22 protein-coding genes and 1 pseudogene are annotated in these 22,283 nt (G+C 56.3%); 17 read left to right on the forward strand and 6 right to left on the reverse strand.

Translation table 11 applies throughout. The annotated features are described in order from the left end of the window. The first annotated feature begins 161 nt into the window (after positions 1-161). Entirely contained in the window at positions 162-1,256 is a 1,095-nt protein-coding gene (locus tag OXR61_RS06435; RefSeq protein WP_021507782.1) for a YncE family protein, read from the forward strand. A 75-nt stretch (positions 1,257-1,331) separates the two neighbouring features. Here OXR61_RS06435 and OXR61_RS06440 read toward each other — a convergent pair whose 3' ends face one another. The 3 genes from OXR61_RS06440 to OXR61_RS06450 form a co-directional block, all read right to left on the reverse strand. Further along, positions 1,332-1,622 (reverse strand): DUF1330 domain-containing protein, encoded by a 291-nt coding sequence (locus tag OXR61_RS06440; protein ID WP_021507781.1) that lies wholly within the window; start codon positions 1,620-1,622, stop codon positions 1,332-1,334. Further along, positions 1,622-2,503, reverse strand: a complete 882-nt coding sequence (yghU, locus tag OXR61_RS06445; protein ID WP_021507780.1) for a glutathione-dependent disulfide-bond oxidoreductase — start codon at positions 2,501-2,503, stop codon at positions 1,622-1,624. Before yghU ends, OXR61_RS06440 begins: the two co-directional genes overlap by 1 nt. A gap of 101 nt (positions 2,504-2,604) precedes the next feature. Beyond that, entirely contained in the window at positions 2,605-3,624 is a 1,020-nt protein-coding gene (locus OXR61_RS06450) for a LacI family DNA-binding transcriptional regulator (protein ID WP_021507779.1), read from the reverse strand. A gap of 100 nt (positions 3,625-3,724) precedes the next feature. On the opposite strand from OXR61_RS06450, the gene OXR61_RS06455 reads away from it, so the two are divergent. Further along, positions 3,725-4,735 carry a Gfo/Idh/MocA family oxidoreductase gene (locus tag OXR61_RS06455; RefSeq protein ID WP_021507778.1) on the forward strand — a complete coding sequence of 337 codons (1,011 nt, stop codon included), beginning with the start codon at positions 3,725-3,727 and terminating at the stop codon, positions 4,733-4,735. A gap of 114 nt (positions 4,736-4,849) precedes the next feature. Here OXR61_RS06455 and OXR61_RS06460 read toward each other — a convergent pair whose 3' ends face one another. Then, the gene (locus tag OXR61_RS06460; protein WP_021507777.1) at positions 4,850-5,734 is read right to left on the reverse strand and encodes a sugar phosphate isomerase/epimerase; all 885 of its coding nucleotides are present in this window, start codon (positions 5,732-5,734) and stop codon (positions 4,850-4,852) included. Positions 5,735-6,054: 320 nt separating this feature from the next. Between OXR61_RS06460 and OXR61_RS06465 the strand changes: the two genes are divergently transcribed. After that, positions 6,055-7,074, forward strand: coding sequence for a LacI family DNA-binding transcriptional regulator (locus tag OXR61_RS06465; RefSeq protein WP_021507776.1), 1,020 nt, complete (start codon positions 6,055-6,057; stop codon positions 7,072-7,074). A 29-nt stretch (positions 7,075-7,103) separates the two neighbouring features. Here the strand turns inward: OXR61_RS06465 and OXR61_RS06470 are convergent, their stop codons facing one another. Continuing rightward, positions 7,104-7,274 (reverse strand): hypothetical protein, encoded by a 171-nt coding sequence (locus OXR61_RS06470; protein ID WP_021507775.1) that lies wholly within the window; start codon positions 7,272-7,274, stop codon positions 7,104-7,106. Between OXR61_RS06470 and OXR61_RS06475 the strand changes: the two genes are divergently transcribed. Together OXR61_RS06475 and OXR61_RS06480 are read left to right on the forward strand one after the other, a co-directional pair. Next, entirely contained in the window at positions 7,273-8,196 is a 924-nt protein-coding gene (locus tag OXR61_RS06475) for a TIM barrel protein (protein WP_021507774.1), read from the forward strand. The two genes, OXR61_RS06470 and OXR61_RS06475, sit on opposite strands and share 2 nt — an antisense overlap. A gap of 10 nt (positions 8,197-8,206) precedes the next feature. Beyond that, a complete protein-coding gene (locus tag OXR61_RS06480; RefSeq protein ID WP_021507773.1) occupies positions 8,207-9,376 on the forward strand; it encodes a Gfo/Idh/MocA family oxidoreductase in 1,170 nt (389 codons plus the stop codon). 100 nt (positions 9,377-9,476) lie between these two features. On the opposite strand, the pseudogene OXR61_RS06485 reads toward OXR61_RS06480, so the two are convergent. Further along, positions 9,477-9,725, reverse strand: a pseudogene (locus OXR61_RS06485) (LysR family transcriptional regulator); the annotation flags it as partial. 475 nt (positions 9,726-10,200) lie between these two features. On the opposite strand from OXR61_RS06485, the gene OXR61_RS06490 reads away from it, so the two are divergent. The 12 genes from OXR61_RS06490 to OXR61_RS06545 all read left to right on the forward strand — a co-directional run bounded on the left by OXR61_RS06490 (position 10,201) and on the right by OXR61_RS06545 (position 22,232). Continuing rightward, positions 10,201-11,124: a ParA family protein gene (locus tag OXR61_RS06490; RefSeq protein WP_267411403.1), complete on the forward strand. Its 924-nt coding sequence runs from the start codon at positions 10,201-10,203 to the stop codon at positions 11,122-11,124. Next, complete coding sequence (dnaB-PI, locus tag OXR61_RS06495) at positions 11,114-12,481, forward strand: SPI-7-type island replicative DNA helicase (RefSeq protein ID WP_267411405.1); 1,368 nt, start codon at positions 11,114-11,116, stop codon at positions 12,479-12,481. The genes OXR61_RS06490 and dnaB-PI overlap by 11 nt, the downstream gene beginning before the upstream one ends. Further along, positions 12,478-14,184, forward strand: coding sequence for a ParB family protein (locus OXR61_RS06500; protein ID WP_267411406.1), 1,707 nt, complete (start codon positions 12,478-12,480; stop codon positions 14,182-14,184). Before dnaB-PI ends, OXR61_RS06500 begins: the two co-directional genes overlap by 4 nt. Continuing rightward, on the forward strand, positions 14,177-14,434 hold the full coding sequence (locus tag OXR61_RS06505; RefSeq protein ID WP_260642031.1) for a TraR/DksA C4-type zinc finger protein: 258 nt from the start codon (positions 14,177-14,179) through the stop codon (positions 14,432-14,434). Before OXR61_RS06500 ends, OXR61_RS06505 begins: the two co-directional genes overlap by 8 nt. Further along, a complete protein-coding gene (locus OXR61_RS06510; RefSeq protein WP_267411411.1) occupies positions 14,424-15,167 on the forward strand; it encodes a DUF2786 domain-containing protein in 744 nt (247 codons plus the stop codon). The genes OXR61_RS06505 and OXR61_RS06510 overlap by 11 nt, the downstream gene beginning before the upstream one ends. Positions 15,168-15,251: 84 nt before the next feature. Further along, the gene (locus OXR61_RS06515; RefSeq protein WP_104187900.1) at positions 15,252-15,860 is read left to right on the forward strand and encodes a DUF2857 domain-containing protein; all 609 of its coding nucleotides are present in this window, start codon (positions 15,252-15,254) and stop codon (positions 15,858-15,860) included. Continuing rightward, positions 15,860-16,090, forward strand: coding sequence for a hypothetical protein (locus tag OXR61_RS06520; protein ID WP_058770063.1), 231 nt, complete (start codon positions 15,860-15,862; stop codon positions 16,088-16,090). The genes OXR61_RS06515 and OXR61_RS06520 overlap by 1 nt, the downstream gene beginning before the upstream one ends. Positions 16,091-16,168: 78 nt before the next feature. Further along, complete coding sequence (locus OXR61_RS06525) at positions 16,169-17,401, forward strand: STY4528 family pathogenicity island replication protein (RefSeq protein ID WP_267411417.1); 1,233 nt, start codon at positions 16,169-16,171, stop codon at positions 17,399-17,401. Positions 17,402-17,730: 329 nt separating this feature from the next. Further along, positions 17,731-18,453: a PFL_4669 family integrating conjugative element protein gene (locus OXR61_RS06530; RefSeq protein WP_166712271.1), complete on the forward strand. Its 723-nt coding sequence runs from the start codon at positions 17,731-17,733 to the stop codon at positions 18,451-18,453. 17 nt (positions 18,454-18,470) lie between these two features. Further along, on the forward strand, positions 18,471-20,483 hold the full coding sequence (locus tag OXR61_RS06535) for a DNA topoisomerase III (protein ID WP_267411419.1): 2,013 nt from the start codon (positions 18,471-18,473) through the stop codon (positions 20,481-20,483). Between the two features lie 636 nt (positions 20,484-21,119). Beyond that, positions 21,120-21,611 (forward strand): STY4534 family ICE replication protein, encoded by a 492-nt coding sequence (locus OXR61_RS06540; protein WP_058770118.1) that lies wholly within the window; start codon positions 21,120-21,122, stop codon positions 21,609-21,611. A 72-nt stretch (positions 21,612-21,683) separates the two neighbouring features. After that, on the forward strand, positions 21,684-22,232 hold the full coding sequence (locus OXR61_RS06545; protein ID WP_104187908.1) for a single-stranded DNA-binding protein: 549 nt from the start codon (positions 21,684-21,686) through the stop codon (positions 22,230-22,232). Positions 22,233-22,283: the final 51 nt, after the last annotated feature.

Here is a 22,283-nt window from a genome sequence, read left to right on the forward strand (position 1 = left end):
CAAGTAGCAATTTGAGGGGAGGGCATTGACGCAGCGCAGCTCTGCGCCTCCTGCCACCGATCAGGCACATTTACGACTGATACAATAATGCGTATGATTCTCATTCCTTTTTGTGCTTCCTGCTCGCGCAGGTAACCCATCGGTCCTTACCGGAGACAGCAATGACTTCATCATTACGCCCGCGCGCCACCGCGCTGGCTCTGGCGCTGCTGGCAGCCATGAGCCTGAGCGCCTGTCAGGCGCCGGCTAAAAAATCAGTAGCGCCTGCCGCCGCGGCTAAGCCAGCGGCAGCGGAGAAGGTACAGCAGCGTGAACTGGGCGACGGCCTGTATGAAATGGCCTATGTGCCGGGCGATCCGGCTGCGCTGTATGTGGCCAGCGCGCAGGCGTTTAAAACCGTCAACGGTGGCGTGCTGTATCGCCTGGATGCCCGCACGCTGGCGACGCTGGGCGAAACCCATACCGATCTGAAAAACTTTGGCATGACGGCTTCACCGGACGGCAGCGTACTGTACATTACCAACACGCTGGACGGTGGCGTGACGAAAGTGGACGCCAGAAGCGGTAAAGTGCTGCAGCGTCTGCTGTTTGGCCTGAAAAACGACAAAGGCAATCCGGTTGGCGCGCGTGAAATCCTGCTGCATGACGGCCTGCTGTACATCGGTGCGATTGAGAATCCGGCGATGATTTGGGTGGTCGATGCGAATACGCTGCGGCTGAAAACCACCATCAAAAACGCCGGTAAGTGGGTGACCGGGTTGCTCTATTCGGCGTCAACCGACCGTATTTACGCGGCGAACGGCAGTGGCGAAGTGCTGGTGATTAATCCGCGCAGTCACAAAATTGAGCAGCGCTGGACGCCAGGCGATGGCAAGGAGTATCTGCTGTTAAATCTGGCGGAAGATGCCGCCAATGGCCGCCTGTACGTCACTGACAATTCTAAGGGCAAAACCACGCTGGTATTTGATGAGCGCAGCGGTAAGGTGATCAAACGCCTGGATGTCGGCGATTCGCTTGGCATCAAATTCAATGCGAAGCGCAACGAGATTTACATCAGCCAGCGACTCGGCGGCAAAGTGCTGCAGCTGGACGCGACGACTTACGCAGTGAAAAATAGCTGGACGCTGCCGACCCACCCTAACAGCCTGCTGGTGTCGCCAGATGGTCAGACGCTTTACGTGACGGTGAAGCAGGGGCTCAATAAAGATCGCTCGCCGCAAGGGCCGGATAGCGTGGTGCGGATTACGCTGGATTAACCGCGCTGGGTTTAATCGCGGCGCGAGGGATCGCGCCGCGGATAACCCTTGCTTAGCAACGGGTTACGTCATCCATTACGCCACGCCGTTCACCAGCAGTACGCGGTAGTTGGCGCCTTTCAGGCGATGCGCTTTGGCTTCCTGGTAGGCCGGGCTGAAGTACCAGGCTTTGGCGGCCTCGGCATCTTCAAACTGCAGCACCACCACGCCTTCAGCATCGCGCCCTTCCAGTACCTCCAGATCGCCGTAGAAAGCCAGTGGCGTGATGTGGTGATCGCCACGCGCCGCGCCGGCTTTCTGCGAATAGGTGGCCAGCTCGTCTTTGTCCAGCGTTTCGTCTTTAATCATAACGACATATGCGGCCATTATTGTTCGCCTCGCGCCTGACGCTTGTCTTCAGTATTGGTATCAAAATCGCTCGCATCGTGCCGTTCCAGCAGCTGATCCTGCGGCTCGGCGCCAAATGCCCGGTTCACTTTACGCCCGCGGATCACCGCCGGACGGTCGGCAATCTCTTTTGCCCAGCGCACCACATTTTTGTACGACTGCACATCGAGGAATTCGCCGCCACCGTACTGGTTGTTCAGCACCAGATTGCCGTACCACGGCCAGGTTGCGATATCGGCAATGGTATATTCGTCGCCGGCGAGGAAACGGTGGTCCGCCAGCTGGCGATCCAGCACATCAAGCTGACGTTTGGCTTCCAGCGTGAAGCGGTTAATGGCGTATTCAATTTTCTCTGGTGCGTAGTGATAGAAGTGGCCGAAACCGCCGCCAAGGTACGGCGCGGATCCCTGCAGCCAGAACAGCCAGTTCAGGGTTTCAGTGCGGCCCGCCACGTCAGAGGGAATAAAGTGGCCGAATTTATCTGCCAGATAGAGCAGGATATTGCCGGATTCAAACACGCGCAGTGGCGGCGTGATCGAGTGGTCGCGCAGCGCCGGAATTTTTGAGTTGGGGTTAACCTCAACGAAGCCGCTGGAGAACTGATCGCCATCGCCGATGCGGATCAGCCAGGCGTCATACTCCGCTTCCTGCACGCCGAGCGCCAGCAGCTCTTCCAGCAGAATGGTCACTTTCTGGCCGTTTGGCGTCCCCAGCGAATAGAGCTGCAGCGGATGCTTACCGACCGGCAGCGTTTGCTCATGCGTCGGCCCGGCGGTTGGACGGTTAGTCTTTGCCCCGTTACCTTTGGCTTCCGGGTCCCAGGTCCAGACTTTCGCGGGCTGATACTGATTTTCCGACATAATGCGTTCGCCTTGTTGTGAGAAGATTTTTGCTGCTACTGAGTGTAGCAGCACGCTATCACGCCGATTTAACCGCGCTGGCGATAAAAGACAAAGTCGAATCAGGCAAAATTCTCTTGCGTAAACAGCATAAAGTCGACTTTGCCGGGCTGATAGGTCTCTGGCTGCTCACCCTCTTCCAGATGTCGCAGCAGCAGCGTCAGCGCCAGCTGTGCGTGACGCAGGGTGTTTTGATCGAGCGTTAGCGTCAGCACGCGTTTGGCCAGCAGCTCACGGGTGGTTTGGTAAAGTTCGTGCGTAACATACACCACCTTGCCGCACAGCCGGTGGCGCGCCAGCGCTTCGTGAATCTGCGTGTTGCCCATGCCGGTATTGTACAAGCCGACAATCTGCTGCGATGCGGCCAGCGTTTTCTCAAGCAGCCGGCTGATGCGCTCGCGCTCGTCCTGGCCTGCGATGATCTCCCGCAGCCGCAGATGCGGGAAACGCTCCGCCAGCACTGCCTGAAACCCTTCGATGCGCAGACGGTGCGCGGCGTAATCAGCGCGACCGCTAACCAGCACCACATCTCCCGCCACGGGCAGCATGCTGCCGAGCATCAGCGCGGCGGTGCGTCCCGCCTTCAGCTGATCAATACCGACATGGCACAGGCGCGGCGCATCAGGCAGATCGGCCACCAGCGTGATGACCGGTACGCCACGCGCTTTACAGGCCTCAAGCGCCGCGTAAATCAGCGGATTTTCATGGGCGAAAACAATCAGCCCGTCCATCTTTTTGCTGCTGGCTTCGATATGCGCCGCCAGCTTTTCGGGCGCATGCTCCGGAATCAGCGTGCGGTGCAGCCGCAGGCGACGATAGCCGAGCTCATCAGCCAGCCGGGCAAAATCCTGCGCCAGCTGTTGAAAGAAGAAGGAACCGTTACCGCTCAGCAGCACCTCTATCTGCCACGCGTGGCGGTGCTCCTCCGGCAGGATGCGTTTCAAACCCGCTTCGCGCGCCGCCAGTAAAATCTTTTTCGTCATCGCGGGCGACACGCCGCCCCGGTCGTTCAGCACCCGATCTACCGTGGCGACGCCCACACCCACCCGCTTAGCCAGTTCGGCCAGCGTCATTGTTTTCATCTGAGTGAATTCCATCAAAAACCGCGTTCAGACAGCCTGCCAGAAAGCGATATTTTGACAAGACCGACGATGCCGAAGTGTGAGCAACAGGAGCGTTATCATGCGCAGTGCGCAACGTTTTGCCTTGATTGGCTGTGGATTTATTGGCCAGGTGCATGCCGCAAACCTGGCGCGCCATCCCGGCGTTGAGCTGGCGCTGGTGTGCGATATAGACACCGCGCGCGCCGCTGCGCTGGCAGAGCAGTTTGGGGCGCGGGCCGCCAGCGTGCCGCAGGCGCTGAGCAGTGAGGCCATTGATGCGGTGCTGATTGCCAGTGCGACGCCGACCCACGCTCCGCTACTGGAGCAGGCGGTACTGGCGGGCAAAGCGGTGTACTGTGAAAAACCGATCGATTTGTCGCTGTCACGCGCCCGGGAAGTGGTAGCCAGCATTTCCCCGCTGCAGGTGCCGGTGACGGTAGGATTCAATCGGCGTTTTGATCGCAGCCATGCACAACTGAAAGCCCAGCTGCAGCAGGGCGTGATTGGACGCAGCGAGCTCATCCAGATGGTGTGCCGCGCCTCTGAACTGCCGCCGCTGAGCTATCTGCAGGCGTCCGGCGGACAGATGCGCGACCAGGCCATCCACTTTTTCGATCTGCTGCGCTGGCTAACTGAGGATGAAGTGGTCACCGTGGGCGCGCTCGGTGCCGCGCTGGCGATGCCGGCGATCCGCGACATTGACGTCGATACCTCGGTGCTGATTATGCGCCTGCAGCAGGGCGCGCTGGCGCAGCTCGATAATGCCCGTCGTACCGCTTACGGTTATGACGAGCGCATCAGCGTGATGGGCAGTCTGGGCATGCTGGCATCGGAAAGCCAGGCGGTGCGCGGAGCAACGCTGTATCAGGGGCAGCACATCCGCCAGCCGGGGCTGTATGCGGACTGGTTCAGCCGGGTACAGGAGACCTATTACCGCCATCTCGATGCGTTTGTGCGCCATCTTGGCGGCGAGAACGTGGCCGGTCTGCCGGGGCTGATTGACGGGCTGCGCGCGCAGGCCATCGCGGAAGCGGCGCAGCTGTCGCTGACGCGCGGCGAGTTTGTGGAGGTGGAGTGGGTGACGGTGTGATGGGGAATGGGCGATGGCGTTTGCCCTCACCCCAACCCTCTCCCGCAGGCGGGAGAGGGGGCTGATTGTGCGCCCAGCTGTCATTGGCGAGAAAGGGGGCTAAGGGCGGGCGATTTACAGATTCAGCAGCTCGCGCTCAATCAGCTCGCGGGTTTCCACCGCCTGATACTTCATCTTCTCCGGATAGCCAAACAGCGCGGCGGAGATAATCGACTCGCCGCCCACTTTATAGTGGCGGTTAGCGAAATCCATCTCGCGCAGCGCTTCGAACAGCGCGTCGAAATTCACCTCACCTTCGCCAACGGCCACGTGCTGGTGGATGGTGGCATCGACGCCCGGTGGGTTAACGATGTAGCGACAGTGTTTGGTGTGGTTCATGGTATCGGCAATCAGCATGTGCGACAGATCGTCGCCAGCGTAATGCAGCATACTCTTCACGTCGCCTTTGCCCTTGTCATAGTAGAACGTATGCGGTGCGCTATAGATGTATTTGACGTTGTCGCTGCGGAACGACTTGACGATATCGGCCGTTTCATTGCTCTCTTCGCAGAAATCCCACGGATGCGCCTGAATTTCCACGCGAATCCCTTCACGCTCGAAAATCGGCAGCAGCTCGTCCATTGAGCGATAGAACATCTCTTCGCAGATTTCGGGTTCGTTCGGGTTACCGGAGAGTTCGGTATTGATCACCTGCACGCCCATCTCCACGGCAATCTCAATCATTCGCTTCCAGTTTTTCACCGCCGCCTGGCGCCGCAGCTCATCCGGTCCCGACCAGCGATAGACGGTGATAAACGAGGAGATTTCCAGTCCGGTAGCGTTGAGCGCATTTTTGTACTCGCGCATGATCTCCCGGCTGGCTTTCGGGTGTTTATAGAACGGATTGATTTGCGGATGCGGCGACTGTTCAATGTATTTATAACCCCACTCCGCGACCTGATGCACCATACGCGTGATGCCGAGATCGCGGATAACATCCACATCAAAAGCGATTTTCATTGTTGTTCTCCTGCGCGTTACGTTACCCACCACCGCAATCGGCGGCTGGTGTCGCGTCAACTATAAAAACAGCCCGGCACCGGCTCTAATGCTTTGCTGATGCATTTCCATCAGTGCCGGCGACCCGCTGCGGCGATCGTTTGCCAAATAATTATTCTATTTGCGTGAGAAATGAAACGGATGATGGTGTTTGTGCGACAGCGATCAAAAGAATGAGAGGATCTACTCATTTATTGAGGGATAAACACCGGCTTATATGGCGTGAAAGCATAACGTCAGGCATTATTTTTGATAGTTTATTATCATTTAGGGGCTTAACGATGAGCAAAATTACCATGAGCGCGATTGCCGCCGCTGCCGGGGTGGGGATCGCCACCGTGGATCGGGTGCTCAATCGCCGCGCGCCGGTGCGGGCGCAAACCGAACAGAAAGTACTGGCAGCGGCGCATCGGCTGGGTTACCGCAGCAGCCACGCCCCGCTCAGTGCACAGAGCGACGGCGTGACGCTGCGTATGGGGTTTATCCTGCTGTCGGCTTCGTACTCTTTTTATCAAACGCTAACCGATGCGCTGCGCCAGCAGACGCAGCCATTTCATCCGGCCGGCAGCGAGCCGCTGTTTGTCTGGCACGAGATTGATGAGGTGGCAGCGGTGGTGGATTCGCTCTACCGGCTGGCTGAGCAGGTGGAGGCTATCGGCGTGGTGGCGCTGGATCATCCGCTGATCCGCCACGCGATAGCGCACGTTTCGCGTCAGGGCGTGCGCGTCTACGCGCTGTTTTCTGACTTCTCGCCCTGTGGGCATGCTGGCTATTTCGGCCTGGATAATCAGAAAGCCGGGCGCAGCGCGGGCTGGATCGCCAGCCATCTGCTGCATCAGCCGGGTCCGGCGGGCGTGCTGCTGGGGGATCACCGCTTTATCTGTCAGGAGAACTGCGAGAGTGGTTTTCGCTCGTATCTGCGCGAGCAGGACAGTGCACGCCGCGTGCTGGAACCGCTCAAAACCCACGAATCGATTGCCGGTGGTTATCAGGCGACCCGCCAGCTGCTGGAGCAGCATGCCGATCTGGCGCTGATCTACGCGCCGTGCGGCGGCATTGAAGGGGTCGTTCAGGCGCTGCGTGAGCAGCCGCAGCGTAAGGTGGCGCTGATTTGTCACGGCCCGGTCAATGATGGCGACCTGGCGCTGATAGATGGCACCATCACGGTGATGCTGCGCCACCAGATCGATGACATGGCACGACAGCTGGCGCAAACCGTGCTGCAACGTCACGCTGAGCGCAGCGACCATTTTTCTCAGGTCACCCTGCCGTTTGAGATCGTCATGCGGGAAAATGTTTGAGACGTAGCGCCGTCACCCTTTGTTATCGCTCACCGGGCAACAGCCGCGCCCGCGCGCATGACGACAGCATTTGATAAAAAATTATCAAAAATTTGATAATTAAATTTATGATCGCTATCAAAGAATGAAAGTTCCATGATTGAGGTTGGTGAAATATCTATTTGATACTGACGCCAGCCCTCATCATAAGGAACCATCATGACCCTACACATTGCCAATGCGCCCTGCAGCTGGGGCGTAGACGATCCTGACAATCCTTTCCTGCCGCCATGGCAAACGGTGCTGCGCGAGGCGGCCCAGGCCGGTTACCGCAGCATTGAACTCGGGCCGTGGCGCTATCTGCCGACCGATGCCGCCGAACTGCGCCAGCAGCTGGAAGCGCATCAGTTGTCGCTGGTGGCCGGCACCATTTTTGATGATTTGGTCAGCGAGGCGAATTTCCCGGCGATGGTTGAGCTGACGCACAACATCTGCCGCAACCTGTCGCAGGTGCCGTGCGCGGCACGCACGCACGGTGATAACCGGCCCGCGCCCTATCTGGTGATTATCGATTTCGGTAACCCGCAGCGGGCGCAATTTGCTGGCCAGACAGAGAAAGCGCCGCGCCTGGCACCCGCAGACTGGCAGCGCATGATGCAGCACATCACTCAGCTCAGTCACATCGCCTGGCATGACTACGGCGTGCGACCGGTGATTCATCCTCATGCCGGTGGCTGCATTGAGTTTGCCGATGAACTGGAACAGCTGGTGCAGGACATCCCGCATGAGGTCGCCGGACTGTGTCTCGATACCGGCCATCTTTTTTATTCCGGCATGGATCCGCAGACCTGGCTGCAACGCTACTGGTCGCGCATCGACTATCTGCATTTCAAAGACATTAATGCGGCTGTCTGGCGCGATGTGATTGCGCGCGGTGTCGACTTTTTCACTGCCTGTGCCGAGGGTGTGATGTGCCCGCTTGGCCAGGGCGCGATTGATTACCCGGCGCTGCGGGCGTTTCTCGCTGAACGTCACTATCAGGGCTGGATCACCATTGAGCAGGAGCGCGATCCGCGCAACGCCGCCACCAGTCTGCAGGACGTCACGGCCAGCCTGCACTACCTGCATTCCATCGGATTCTGAGGAGAACAGCATGATTAACGGGAGCAAAGTACTGGATCGCGCGCTGCGCTGGGGCATGGTGGGCGGCGGCGGCACCAGCCAGATCGGTTACATCCACCGTTCCGCAGCCTTACGCGACGGCAACTTTACCTTAGTGGCGGGTGCGTTTGATATTGATGCGGAGCGCGGGCGGGCGTTTGGTCGCGCGCTGGGCGTGGCGGCGGAGCGCTGCTATAGCGATTACGAAACCCTGTTTAAAGCAGAAGCCGCGCGCGCTGATGGCATTGAAGCCGTCTCCATCGCCACGCCGAACAATACGCACTTTGCTATCTGCCGCGCCGCGCTCAGCGCCGGGCTGCACGTGGTGTGTGAAAAACCGCTGTGTTTCACCTCCGCTGAAGCTGAGGAACTGCAGCAACTGTGTAAAGCGCAGCAGAAGATCATCGGCGTGACCTACGGTTATGCCGGCCATCAGCTGATTCAGCAGGCGCGCACCATGATTGCTGACGGGCTGCTGGGTGAGATCCGGATTGTGAACATGCAGTTTGCTCACGGCTTTCATCACGAAGCGGTGGAGCTGCAGAATGCCAGCACCAAATGGCGCGTCGATCCGCGTTTTGTTGGCCCGAGCTATGTGCTGGGCGATCTGGCCACCCATCCGCTGTTTATCGCTGAAACCCTGTTGCCGCAGTTACAAATAAAACGCCTGCTGTGCAGCCGCCAGAGCTTTGTGGCCTCGCGTGCGCCGCTGGAAGATAACGCCTTTGTGATGATGGAATATGACAACGGTGCGGTCGGTACGCTGTGGGCGTCAGCGGTGAACTGCGGATCGATGCACGGCCAGAAAATTCGCGTGGTGGGGGCCCGAGCCAGTCTGGAGTGGTGGGACGAACAGCCAAACCAGCTGCGCTATGAAGTGCAGGGCGAGCCGGTGCAGATTCTTGAGCGCGGCATGGGTTATCTGCACGCCAGCGCGCTGGCCGATGACCGTATTGGTGGCGGCCATCCCGAAGGATTATTTGAAGCCTGGTCGAATCTCTATCGCCGTTTTGCGCTGGCGATGGATGCCACCGACCGCGGCGATCACGCCTTCCTGCAGGACTTCTGGTATCCGGACGTGCACGCCGGGCTGATGGGGGTACGCTGGGTGGAACAGTGTGTCAAATCGGCGGATGCCGGTGCGGTGTGGGTTGAGTGCTGACTGGCTGACGAAATTTAACCGGAGTGCGAGGCAGCGGGGCGGCATCCGTGCTTTATTGGGAGCCGCTGCGCATGCCTTCTGCAGTTGCTGCGGCGATCTGGTCAATGGCGCGCTGTGCCTGTTCGCACTGATGCAAAATAGTGAAGGCATGATGGTAAAGCATTTTCCCCGCTTCGGTAGGCGTTACGCCGCGTTTGGTGCGGATCAGTAACTGCTGATTCACTTCTCCCTCCAGCGTGGCAAGCTGCTGGCTTAGCGCTGGTTGCGCAATATGCAAACTTTCAGCGGCCTGCGTCAGGCTGCCCGCGTCGACGATTTTGATGAAATATTTAAGGCGACGAAGGTTCACGATTACTCCCTCTGGCGACACGATTCGGTGTATCAAAAGCGTCCGGCACGGTGAGATGCAGCAGACGCAGAGTTAAGAACAAAAGCCACGACGGCAGGCAGGTACTACGATTAACAGTTTTTTAACATCGACACGCGCAACGCGGCGTGACCGGTGGCGCAATTCGCTGGAAAGGTTTGGGCGCAATCGCAAAAGTGTGCGACGCGTCGCGCAAATGAGGGACTGGAAAGAGAGAAATAGCAGCGATACAGCTGCGAATTTTTAGCGCTAAGACCGGCAATGTAGCGAATCAATATGCCGGCGCAGAAAAGCAAAAACCCAGCCATAAGGCTGGGTTTTCTGAATAGTGGTGCCCGGACGCGGAATCGAACCACGGACACGGGGATTTTCAATCCCCGTGTGTAAGTGTTAATTTTTTCCGCTTTGATTGTTGTGAAATTGCTTATCTCACCTGAATAAACTTCAGGTGTTATAAATGCATTTAAAATCAGATAATTACAAATCACTTGGTGCCAGACCGAAAGTGATTCCAGTTGTTTCAACTAAAGGTGGCGAGGGTAAATCAACCCAGGCCGCAAATCTCGGCGGTTTTCTCGCGGATGCGGGCATCAAAACCCTCATTATCGACGGGGATCACGCTCAGCCAACTGCCAGCAGTATCTATCCCTTAGCATATGAAGCGCCTTGCGGTCTCTATGAGCTGCTCATGCAGACTGCAGACCTCTCACGGCCAGAAAACATAATTTCCCGCACCGAGATCGATAATCTGGACGTCATTGTCTCCAATGATCCCCGCAACCTTTTACCTACCTACATGCTCAATGTTGCCGACGGACGCGTGCGCCTACGGAATGCGCTGGCGAATCCAGTATTCAGCAGGTATGACGTCATCCTGATAGATTCACAGGGTTCACGTTCGGTGATGTCGGAACTGATTATTCTTGCCGCTACCGGTGAAATGATCGGCATGGTAAAGCCCGTTCTGCCCGATGTCCGCGAATTCATGCGCGGCACAGTTGCTCTTATGGAAGAGCTCCTTCCTTATCTGGCCTTTGGTATCAAACTCCCGCAGATACGCATGCTGGTTAACTGTATGGATTATACGGTGCTGGCCAAAACCACCGTTGAGCATGCTGAAGCCATCATTTCAGGCGGTGATTACAGTCAGCATTCGGACAAAATAGTTATTGAGATGCTTCAGACCAGAATCTATGACCTGGATATCTATAAACATGGTCATGCAGCAGGGCAGCCAGTTCACAGACTCGAGAAGAAAACCAGCCGTAAAAGTGATTCGGCCTTTGATTCCATGCACAACCTTGCATGCGAACTTTTTCCCGAATGGAAAGAGAAGTTTGACGAGCTTGCAGCAGAAGGGGGGCGTAAAGATGACCTCTAATCGCAGAAATATCCCCGGTCTGTTTTCTCTTGATGCTGAACAGTCTGTCATCGGTGGCCTGATGCTGGATAACGATCGCTGGGATGAAGTAGCAATCCGCCTCAGCGCCAGTGATTTCTTCCATAAGGTTCATAAAGCCATCTTTCAGGAAATGACGCGTCTGGTGGCGGCCAGTAAGCCCATAGACCTCGTGACGCTGGCTGAAAGTATTGAAAACCGTGGTAAAGATGCCCTTGACCAACTCGGTGGCTTTGCCTACCTGGCAGAGCTCGCTAAGAATACGCCCAGCGCGGCAAATATCGTTGCGTACTGTGACATCGTGGCAAAATACAGTCAGGGTCGTCAGTTAGCCGCAATTGGTACAGAAATCACTGAATCGGTAAAAAAACCGGGTGCTGATATTGAAAGGGTAATGGAAATTGCCGAGCAGAAAATCACCCGACTTGCCGAGCGAACTGAACCTGAACAGGCAGTTACTCTCATTGATGGTATGGAAAAGCTGCTGGTTGAGCTGGAGCGCCGGTGCAATGTCCCTGACGGTATTACCGGTACGCCTACAGGTTTTGAAGACTTCGATGCTATGACCAGCGGTCTTCAGGCTGGCGACTTAGTGCTTATAGCGGCACGTCCATCGATGGGTAAAACGGCGTTGCTAATAAGTTTGCTGATTAATTCCTTAATGAAAAAAAAGGAGTCAAACGGGCAGTTTTACAGTCTTGAACAGCCTACAGAACAGATCCTGATGCGCATGGTTGCTTCACTGGGCAGCATAGACCTGACGCACCTCAAGAGTGGGTTAATGGATGATGAAGACTGGGCGCGAGTGTCAAACGCTTATGGGCTATTAACAGGGGACCTCAAAGATCGCCTCATCATTGATGACACCGGTTCACTGACGCCCGCGATGCTTCGTATTCGCGCCAGACGCAACGCGCGGCGCTATGGTCATCCATCGATTATCGGTCTTGATTACCTGCAGCTGATGCGCTGCCCGGATCAGGAAAACCGCACGCAGGAAATTGCAGAAATATCGCGTTCTCTGAAAGCGCTGGCCAAAGAAATGGACTGCCCTGTTGTCGCGCTGTCACAACTGAACCGACAGCTTGAGAGCCGCGCAGATAAACGTCCGAATAATGGTGATCTTCGCGATTCCGGGGCTCTTGAACAGGACGCTGACGTCATCGTTTTTATCTACCGTGATGAGGTCTACCACGAAAACACGGATGATAAAGGCGTCGCTGAAATCATCATCAGCAAACAACGCCAGGGGCCTACAGGCACAATTCGCCTGCAATATGAAGGTCGTTTCACCCGATTTTCTGACCTGACGGCCAGCGCAGGGAGGACAGCAGCATGAGTAACGTTCGTAACCTGAACATCGGTGCTGCCATGCTGCAACGGGGTAAATCGCCTTCTCAGATCACTGACCCAATGGATGCCGCTTCGTTGCCGGTCAGCGAAATGGCAATGGTACTGACTCTGGATCAGCTGCGCCCGAATCCGGACAACCCCCGTAAAGGCCGCAATCCGCGTTATGAAGAAATCAAAGCCTCCGTGCGTGCTCGCGGGCTGGATTCCATTCCAAAAGTGACCCGCGATCCTCAGGGGGAAGACGTTTACATCTTCAGCGACGGCGGCAACACCCGATATCAGATTCTCTGTGAGTTATGGCAGGAAACCGGCGATGAACGTTTCTATCGCATACACACCATTTTTAAACCGTGGCCCGGGCGACTGAAATGTCTTGTCGGACATTTGGCTGAAAACGACGTCAGGGGAGATCTGAGCTTCATTGACAAAGCATTTGGGATTCACAATGCGAGAATTATTCAGGAAGAGCAGCTGGGAAGGCCTGTTTCACTTCGTGAGTTGTCTGAACTCCTGAACGATGAAGGCTATCCTGTTCACGCATCCAGTATCAGCCGGATGGAGGATACACTCAAATATCTTCATCCGCACATGCCTGACCTTCTGGAAAGAGGACTCAGTCGTGGGCAGGCCCTCCCCATCCTCAACCTCAGAATTCTGGCTGAGAAAGTATGGACTAAATATGACGTATCCGATGATTCGACAGATGAATTTGAGCGGGTATTTGGTGAAGCGTGCAAGAATTTTAATGATCCTGACAGCTTCTCCTTTGATCACCTGCGCGATGAATTAATAGGTCTCCTGGTTAAAGCTCTGCCCCATCCGAGCCTCAATTATGATCGATGGCTGATTGAGCTTGACCCCCGTGAACAGAAGCGCCGTGAGCAGTTTGGTGAGCCGCCACCGCTGCCGGCAATGTCGCCACCACAGGAAAGAGCGACAGGCCGGGAATCCCCGAAGTCTAATGTCACTGTTCTGCCTCCGGATACAGATTCCGAAACCCCGGTAACGGGCCTGCGCAGCGGCACCCTGATCACACGCGGTCGTCCCGAGCCAGCTCCGGAACTGCACGCAGGCGCTGAACTACCTGTAAACGCACTGGTAACCGCCGGCAGTGAACCGCGTCGCGAAGTCCAGGATGACCTTTTTGGCGGCCGGCCGGTCATTACCGGTGAAACGGCTGGTACGGACAGCATTTCTCTTACTGATTTCAGTCAGAGCACACTGTTATCAGCAATTGGTGAGGAAAATGACCCTCTGCCGGCGTCAGTCAGCTCAGTCTCCTTCGCTGCTACCGGCCTTGAGCCCGTCAGCGATATCTGGCACATCCCGGCACTCCAGGATGATATCGAGCATCTGCAGGATATGGCCTACCGGCTTGTCTTCGAGATTGCTGAGGCGATGGGCTGTGCGGACAACGTGCGGGAGGATAAACACCCTCAGTCATCAGGCTTTGCCGTCTCCGAAACCGGCAGCGAATTTGTCCTCTTCCTGGCAGGCCTGTCCGGCTCACTCCCCAACAAACAGTTCAATATGTTTATGTTCTGTCTGAATTTCTTTGGTACTCAATCTCCGGCTGACGTGGCCGTATTCGACGATATTACGGTTGTGAAAACAATGCGTCTTATCCGCATTATCCGCCGTCTGCGTGAGCTGCAGCGACTTGCTGCAAAGGGAGGGGAAAATGTCTGATGATCTGAACGATGAAATGGCGCAAGCCAGTACGGCTCTGTTCACCCAGCGCGGCATAGATGCAATCCGGGCGCAGGTGCACTCTGTAAAACCGTCAAAAGCGTTCTGCGAATGCTGCGGAGCAGACATACCGGTCGCTCGCCAGCAGGCTGTGCCGGGCGTGGAATTCTGTGCTGGCTGTCAGGATGTCAAAGAGAAACAGGACCGTCACCGTGCTACCGGGAGCAGGGGGATGCGCTATGTCGGATAACGCAAAAGTCACAGCCCGTATCCGCCGCCTGATGGCGCTGGGCACGCGCAACAGTAATCCTCATGAAGCCGCCCGTGCGGTTGCACTGGCCCAGCGGCTTATGCAGCGTCATGGTATGACGCCAGACATGCTTTCTCTCAGTGGCATCACCGAGTCAGTTTGCCTGAGCCTGACCAGCAATGCAGATAAAGTGCCAGCCTGGCTGAGCTCTCTGGCAACAGTGGTCTGCATGGCCACAGGATGTCGCTGCTGGTTTGGCTGGCATGTTCATGTCAGTTCACAGGGAACCAGTAGCGTTCGCCGTTCACTTCACTTTTATGGCTTCAGCGAACGACCCGAGGTGGCGCTCTACATCTATACCGTTCTGCAGCGCCAGCTGCGCGCCGCGTCTGAAACGCACATGGAACAGTATCGTACCCGTCGAATGCTGCTGCGTACGCGCCGTCGTCGTACAGATCAGTTCAGGGAGGGCTGGGTATCCGGCGTCTGGCAGGTGCTGCGTTCATTTGCGCCCTCTGAGGAGGAAAATACCGTACTTCAGCGCTGGCTGACAAAGCGCCATGCCGGAGACGCACTGGCCGACGTGACTGTTCGTGAGGCGGGAAGCTGCCGCGGTGACAGCGCTGCCCGGATGGCCGGTTTTCTCGCCGGCCGGGATGCCGACCTTCATCATGGCCTCAGTGGTGAACAGGCTCCCCGGCAGATTTCAGCAGGGGGAGGCTCTCATGACTGATGTTTTTTTATGGTGTGCCTGCCTGTCGGGCTGGCTTTTTGATGTTCTGCTCGTCGCCGACCAGGCGATTTCAGGAGGTGGCCTGTGAGCCAGCATAACTTTTCTAATCTCTCTCAGGCTACCACGGCCATTCTTTCCGCACTGCTGATGGACATCAAAAACGGCAATATCCGCCGCTGCGAGTCACTGGGTATGTCCGTTGAAGAGATCCGTGCGCTAAGTCACCTTAGTCTTGACGAACTGCACTACCTCAGCCAGTCACACGTTTCCGTGCTAGATGTCTCCCTCAATCATGAAAATTTCTGGCTAATGCTGAATCAGGCCCGGAACGAGCAGAAGCGGTTCATGATGATTGACCGTGCACTTGAACTCGGCGGCTCAATGGAGCTTATCGACCGGTACTTTGGCCTGTCACCCTCAGAAGTGAGTGCACGCCGCCGTCTGATGGGCATTGAGTCCCGGCAGGGGCGAACTCAGGCCCTGACAGAGCCTCAGGACGCAGCGCTCTGGATTGAATGGAAAGCCTCAGGTCTGACATCTCCTGATTCCCATCAGGCGCTTGAGGCGATGATGCTCGCGGCGGAGCAGTTGGGTCTTTCCCTGACAGCAGTCTGGAGCCGCGTATGTCAGTGGTGCCGGGAGGCGGGTACCACTGCCCGCACTGCGCCCGCACAAATACGTAAGGAGGCGTGATGGAACTGGAAGATTTTTCTCCTCGTCAGCAGGTTTCCCCGGCGGTACGCCGCCGGGCGCAAAAGTTATTCCATGCACTTTGCTGCGGCCAGAAAGTGTTCCGCCGGCTGGCCATGAACGGATATCTCAAGATAGATGTTGGACCGTTCTGGCGCATCCTGAGCAAGGACGGTGGCCGGCAGTGGTGGCTGATGGATCATGAGACATACAACCGTGAAATACGCCGGTAACGGATTGCCGCTAATGACCACACTGTGCCGGGTTTATCCCGGCACAGTGCTGTCTCAGGCAGAAGAGGAGAGCATAAAATGACCATTCCCGCCGACAGTATCGTGGCGCATACGCTTGGCAGAATGCAGCAGAATCTTGAGCGGCGCGCTGATAACGGCGATGTAAGCCAGGAACGCAGCGGGCTGCTATTTATGGGAAACGTGCACGATGCGTTCCCGCGCAGGCTGTTTCTTGATACGCGTCTGTCACCGCTGGATAAAACCGCCTGGGTGATGATCAGGCTTTATGCGCAGCAGAATGAGGGAGCCATCTTTCCGACCTATGACGAGCTACAGGTTCAGCTGGCCTCCGCGCATTCCGAAAAATCCTCACGCGATACGGTGAGCCGCGTTCTGCTGATGCTGCGCCTGACCGGCTGGCTCAGTCTGTGTAAGCGGGTGCGTGATGACCGTGGCCGCGTGAGGGGCAATATCTACGCGCAGCATGATGAGCCGCTGGGTTACCGTGACGCCGAAACCTTTGACCCGGGCTGGCTGACGCTTGTTGAAGAGAGCTGCCAGAATCGTAATAAAGCGGTCCGGATGACCGCGCTGGCCGTGGTGAATGATATCCTGCAGGACCCCGGGATGCGTCATCGCCACAGTCGCTTGGCCCTTATCGAAAGTCGCCTGAGCGCGCCGTCCACGCCTCAGCAGATGGTCTGCAATCGCCAGGCTGTGACCCGCAGTCCGGATTCCGGACTCAGTCAGAAAAGTGCAAAGAATCAACCAGATCCACTGAGTCCGGAAAACGGACTCAGTAATTCATTAATGGAGAAAACGCCGAGTCCGGAATCCGGACTCAGCCTGAAATCAATGACTTACACCGGAGTCCGAAATCCGGACTGTAACGTACGTTCTTTCACACAGAGTGTGAATAAAAAAACGTACGTACCGGGTGGAGAGCATTTTTTGCCTGAAGACTTTGTTAACGGGCTGAACAGTGAGGATCGACAGATGCTCACCACCCAGATGGCCTCACTGCCGGAAGCGCTAGCGAAGGCGCTGGCTGACATGCTGCGCGAACAACTGCGACTTGGCAGGCTTAATAACCCGGTTGGCTGGTTGTTCACGATGCTGCGACGTGCCCGTTGCGGTGAGCTGAATTTGCATGAAACCGCAGTACATGGCAGTTCCGGCAGCAACAATTCCAGTACAACCGTCCCGCGTGCTGTACCAGCAGCCAGTCTGCCTGTAAAGCCTGCGAGCCGGCCTTCTAAGGAGGATGTCAGGGCGATGATTGAAAGCATACGCCAGAGTGTTAGCAAATAATTAGACGGTTGAAGCTTCAGCTTACCTCCATCCGGTAAGACACTTGCAGCTGACACAATCTACCCTGCGGTAATAAACGAGCAGTATTGCGGGATGCAACAGTGGCTAAAAAACAAGCAGTGTTGCGGGGCGCAACAGCGGTTAAAAAACAAGCAGTGTTGCGGGGCGCAACAGCGGCTAAAAAGTAAGCAGTGTTGCGGGGCGCAATCAAATCAAAATCTAACCCGCCGTTAATTTCTTATCCGTAATTATGAGTTTCACATTGTTGGGAATACATCTGATTCAGGACTATGCCAGCTCTTCTTAACTGAATACAGGTGACGATAACGATGGCAGATAAACAGGTAACAAAGACAGGTTCTCTTCAGTCTGAAATGACAATTGCCCTCCATACCAATTATGCAATTGGTTTGTGGCTGGGGCGCAAACGGGAGAAGCCGGAGGGAGACGCGCCTGCGAAACACGGCATTATCGGAATGCCTCAGTTCTTCGCGCGCGCAACACAAATTAACCAGGATTCGCTGAGTAACAATCCCTGGGCTGATGAAGCTATGTACCGTCTGGAAGAAAAGCTGAAATCTGCATCTGAAACGATGTCCGGGCTTATCAGTAAGCTGGATGAAGATATGAGTGCGCTCCCACAGGGCGTAACATTGACGGAAGTTTCTTCGGCAGAGCCACTGGATATTCATGTTTATACGCGTACTCCGCTGGGCTACCGGTGCGTGTTTCTGCTGGTAGGATTTGACCAATTTGCCAAAAAGGTGCTTCAGGCATCGCATTATGGACTGATCACGCGAAATGACCGGGACAGTTATCTCAGTGAAGGTGGACGGCTGCTGCGTCAGATTTACGGGACTGTTTTATCTTACCGTAGGGTGGATGCAACACGCCTGGATGCAGCAGAAAACAATGCTGTCTGGCAGAAGGCCTGCCAGGATGCAGGTGAGCCCGATCGTGCCGTTCTGCTCGGCGAAAAGCGCTCAGCCTTTTCACCGCCGGTGAATGAAGCGAGCGTAAATTTGCTGCGCATGCGTTATCAGGCAGTCTGACTCACAGGAGGGTGGCTATGCGCCTTTATATCTGTGAAAAGCCCTCTCAGGGGCGCGATCTGGCAGAGGTAGTCGGCGCCACCCGTCGCGGCGATGGGTTTCTGTCAGGCAGTGGCGTCACCGTCACCTGGGCTGTAGGCCACCTACTGGAAACCGCCCCGCCGGAGGCCTATGGTCAGCAGTATGGTAAGCCCTGGTCGCTCTCTGCGCTTCCCATCCTGCCGGCCCCCTGGCAGGTCGTTGTTAAGAAGGAGACGCAGGATCAGTTTAAAGTCATTGAGCGGCTGCTGCGTCAGGTTGACGACGTGGTGATTGCCACTGATGCTGATCGTGAGGGTGAAGTCATCGCGCGCGAGCTGCTGGATTACTGCCGCTGGGAAGGCCCGGTGCAGCGGCTCTGGCTCTCCGCTCTGGATGAAATCAGCATCCGCGCAGCACTTAAGGACCTTCGCCCCGGCCAAGCCACGCTCGGGATGTATCACGCCGGTCTCGGGCGAGCCCGGGCCGACTGGCTGATAGGCATGAACCTCTCCCGTCTTTATACCCTGCGTGCAGCCGAGGCAGGCTTCGATGGCGTTGTCTCTGTAGGTCGTGTGCAGACGCCGACGCTGGCGCTGGTTGTTCGCCGGGACCGGGAAATCGCCTCTTTCGTGCCCAGGCCTTACTGGCAGGTTAAAGCGATTATTTCGGCCGGCGGCATCACCTTTCCGGCTCAGTGGGTGCCGGCGAAGGTGTATACCGACGAAGAAAAGCGCTGTGTTCACCAGAACATCGCGCAGCAGGTGGCGCAGCTCTGCCGTCAGACGGGGCACGCTGTGGTGACAGAATGTGACACTAAGCGCGAAAAATCCGCCGCTCCGCTGGCTTTTTCGCTGGGCACCCTGCAGCAGGCCTGTGGCAGGATGTGGGATATGTCACCCCAGCAGGTGCTTGATACCGCGCAGAGCCTGTATGAAAAGCACAAGGCAACCACTTACCCCCGCACCGACTGCGGTTACCTGCCAGAATCCATGCGGGAAGAGATTTCCGGTGTGCTCGATGCCATTGGCCGTACCGACCCGGAATGTGCACCGGTGCTGGCAGGCCTCGACAGGGAATTTGTCTCGCGCATCTGGAACGACAAAAAAATAACGGCACACCACGGCATTATCCCCACGCGCAATGCGTTTCAGTTGTCTGCGCTGTCTGAGGCGGAGCGTAACGTCTATCTGCTCATTCGCCGTAACTACCTGGCGCAGTTCCTGCCTCAGCATGAGTCCGATATCACCCGGCTGCAGTTCGACATTGGCGGGCAGCTGTTCCGCAGCTCCGGACGAACGGAGGTGATAAAGGGCTGGAAGGTCCTGTTTGAAAAAGATCAGGATATTAATATTGATGAGGACGATGACGCAGCTGCTGCCCTGCCGCCGCTCAGCCGCAATGACCGCTGTGCGGTGACCGGTGCTGAGGTGGCGCAGCTGATGACCCGTCCGCCGGCACACTATACGTTTGCCACCCTGATTGGAGCTATGATGAATGCGGCCGCTTTTGTTACGGACGTTGCGCTGCGTAAAGTGCTTAAAGACAATGCGGGGCTGGGCACCGAAGCTACCAGGGCAGGCATCGTTGAGCAGCTGCTGAACCGGCGTTTCATTGTGCGTAAAGGCAGCAAAATAATGGCGACCGAACTGGGAACCGATGTGATCGATGCCCTGCCGCCCCAGCTGACCGAGCCGGGCATGACCGCGCTCTGGGAACAGGCTCTGGATGAAGTTGCCGCCGGCCGTATGTCGCTGGACGACTTTCTGCAGCGCCAGGCCGGCTGGACGCGCAACCTGGTCAGCCACGGGGCTCAGCAGCAGGTCCGTATCCGGGTTCCGCCCACGCCAGCCTGCCCGATGTGCGGAGGGAAAACCCGCCTACGCAAAGGGGACAGGGGGGAGTTCTGGAGCTGCCAGCGCTACCCTGGGTGCAAAGGCGTCATCAACATCAGCGGCAGTAAAAACAAGCGTTCCCGGAAACCTAAGTCTGCTGAATCAAAGAAGAATTAATCCGTCGTCTCCGATTGCGGGCCGTCAGGGGCTTTGCTATTGTGGCACCGGCTCTGAAGCCGCACCCCGTGACTGCGGGTTTCGTCAGCATCTAATGCATGTGCTGACGGAATACAGTCTGACCGGCCCTGTCCACACCTGAACGGGAGCCGGTAAGGCACGAAAACTCCGTGAAACCCGTGCCGGGAACTGAACACGCCAGCGGAGCAACTGCTTTAAGCAGATTAACATCAGGTCGATGGTGCAGACCTCAGAGGGCGGTGCCGCAGGGTGCCGCTTTTTTTATTTTTATGTGCTGATGATTTTTTGCACGCTGCGACGTTGACATCCGCGGCGTCTGAATGAATGATTAAGTGGCTAATCGTTGTCGTTCCGACAACTGCCAATGTTCCGGTGATTTGAGAGGAACGCCTTCGGGTAATCACATGCCAATGCCATCATAACCTGAGAGATGGCGCTTTCGGGCGGTTCAAACCTGTTTAACCTTTGAAAACAGGAACCTGATCTACAGGTTAAGGTCCATTTCACCAATTCAGCCAGTCGGCAAATTTTGCTGACATCCCTGCGGGAAACACTTCCCGTAAGGGAAAGATGTTTCTCCGCAACCTGTTTAGTTTTTACTCCGGAGAAATCATCATGACTGCAACCACCAATACCCCTGCTTCAAACAGCTCTGCATCTGCTAATCAGAAAAAAGAGTTTTTCAACCTCAACGTCAGCGGTATCGGATATCTCAATTCGATACGTCGTGTTCAGGGACCCAATGGCGAATTCACCTGCGCCGTTATTAATGCTCTGACCGGCCCTACTGATAATGCGTCCTATACCCGCTTCGATGTCACAGTCGCTGGCGCGGATACCACCAAACTCATTAATCGCTGTCAAAAAGCCGTTGATGAAGAAGAAAAAGTGCTGATTGGCTTCGTGCTAAGCGGACTCAAAGCCGATGTGTTTACCCTTCAGTCGGGTGATCATGCTGGTGAAAGCCGTCCTTCCCTGAAGGCCCGCCTGATCAAGGTGGAGTTCATCAAGAAAGGTCAGGACGTAGTCTATCAGGCACCCAATGCTTCCCAGACGCCAGAATCCGGCTCATCGGCTCAGAAAGAGTACGATCCGAATTCGTTCTAAGCGTTACGGACACACCACCGGAACATCCCGGTGGTCGTGTTTCTCACCCCATATTTCTGAGAGGAAAACATTATGTCCGCACGCGGCGTCAACAAAGTTATTCTGGTCGGTCATCTCGGTCAGGACCCTGAAGTTCGTTACATGCCAGATGGCAAAGCGGTGACCGGCTTAAGCCTGGCCACTTCTGAAACCTGGCGTGATAAACAGACCGGTGAAAACCGGGAAATTACCGAATGGCATCGCGTCGTGCTGTTTGGCAAGCTGGCTGAAGTTGCCGGTGAATACCTTCGTAAGGGGTCACAGGTGTATATCGAAGGTCAGCTACGCACCCGTAAATGGACGGATAACAGCGGCACCGATCGCTGGACTACCGAAGTCGTTGTGGGAATAAACGGAACGATGCAGATGCTGGGCGGAGGCCGTAACAATGGCACCAACACCAGTGGAAACAATGCGCAGTCAGGTCAGCAGAGTGCATGGGGCCAGCCTCAGCAACCCCAGCAGCCTCAGTCAGCGCCACAGAATCCGGCGAATGAGCCACCAATGGATTTTGACGATGACATACCGTTCCTCGGACACGGTTATGGCATATGCCGGAAAGCCATTTACGCCATTTCGTAATGGATTCATATAATTAAGACCTAAAGTGCGCCGGTTCAGTCTGGCGCTTTT

This window comes from Pantoea sp. GM_Pan_4 (genome assembly GCF_026541005.1).
Classification (GTDB): domain Bacteria; phylum Pseudomonadota; class Gammaproteobacteria; order Enterobacterales; family Enterobacteriaceae; genus Pantoea; species Pantoea dispersa.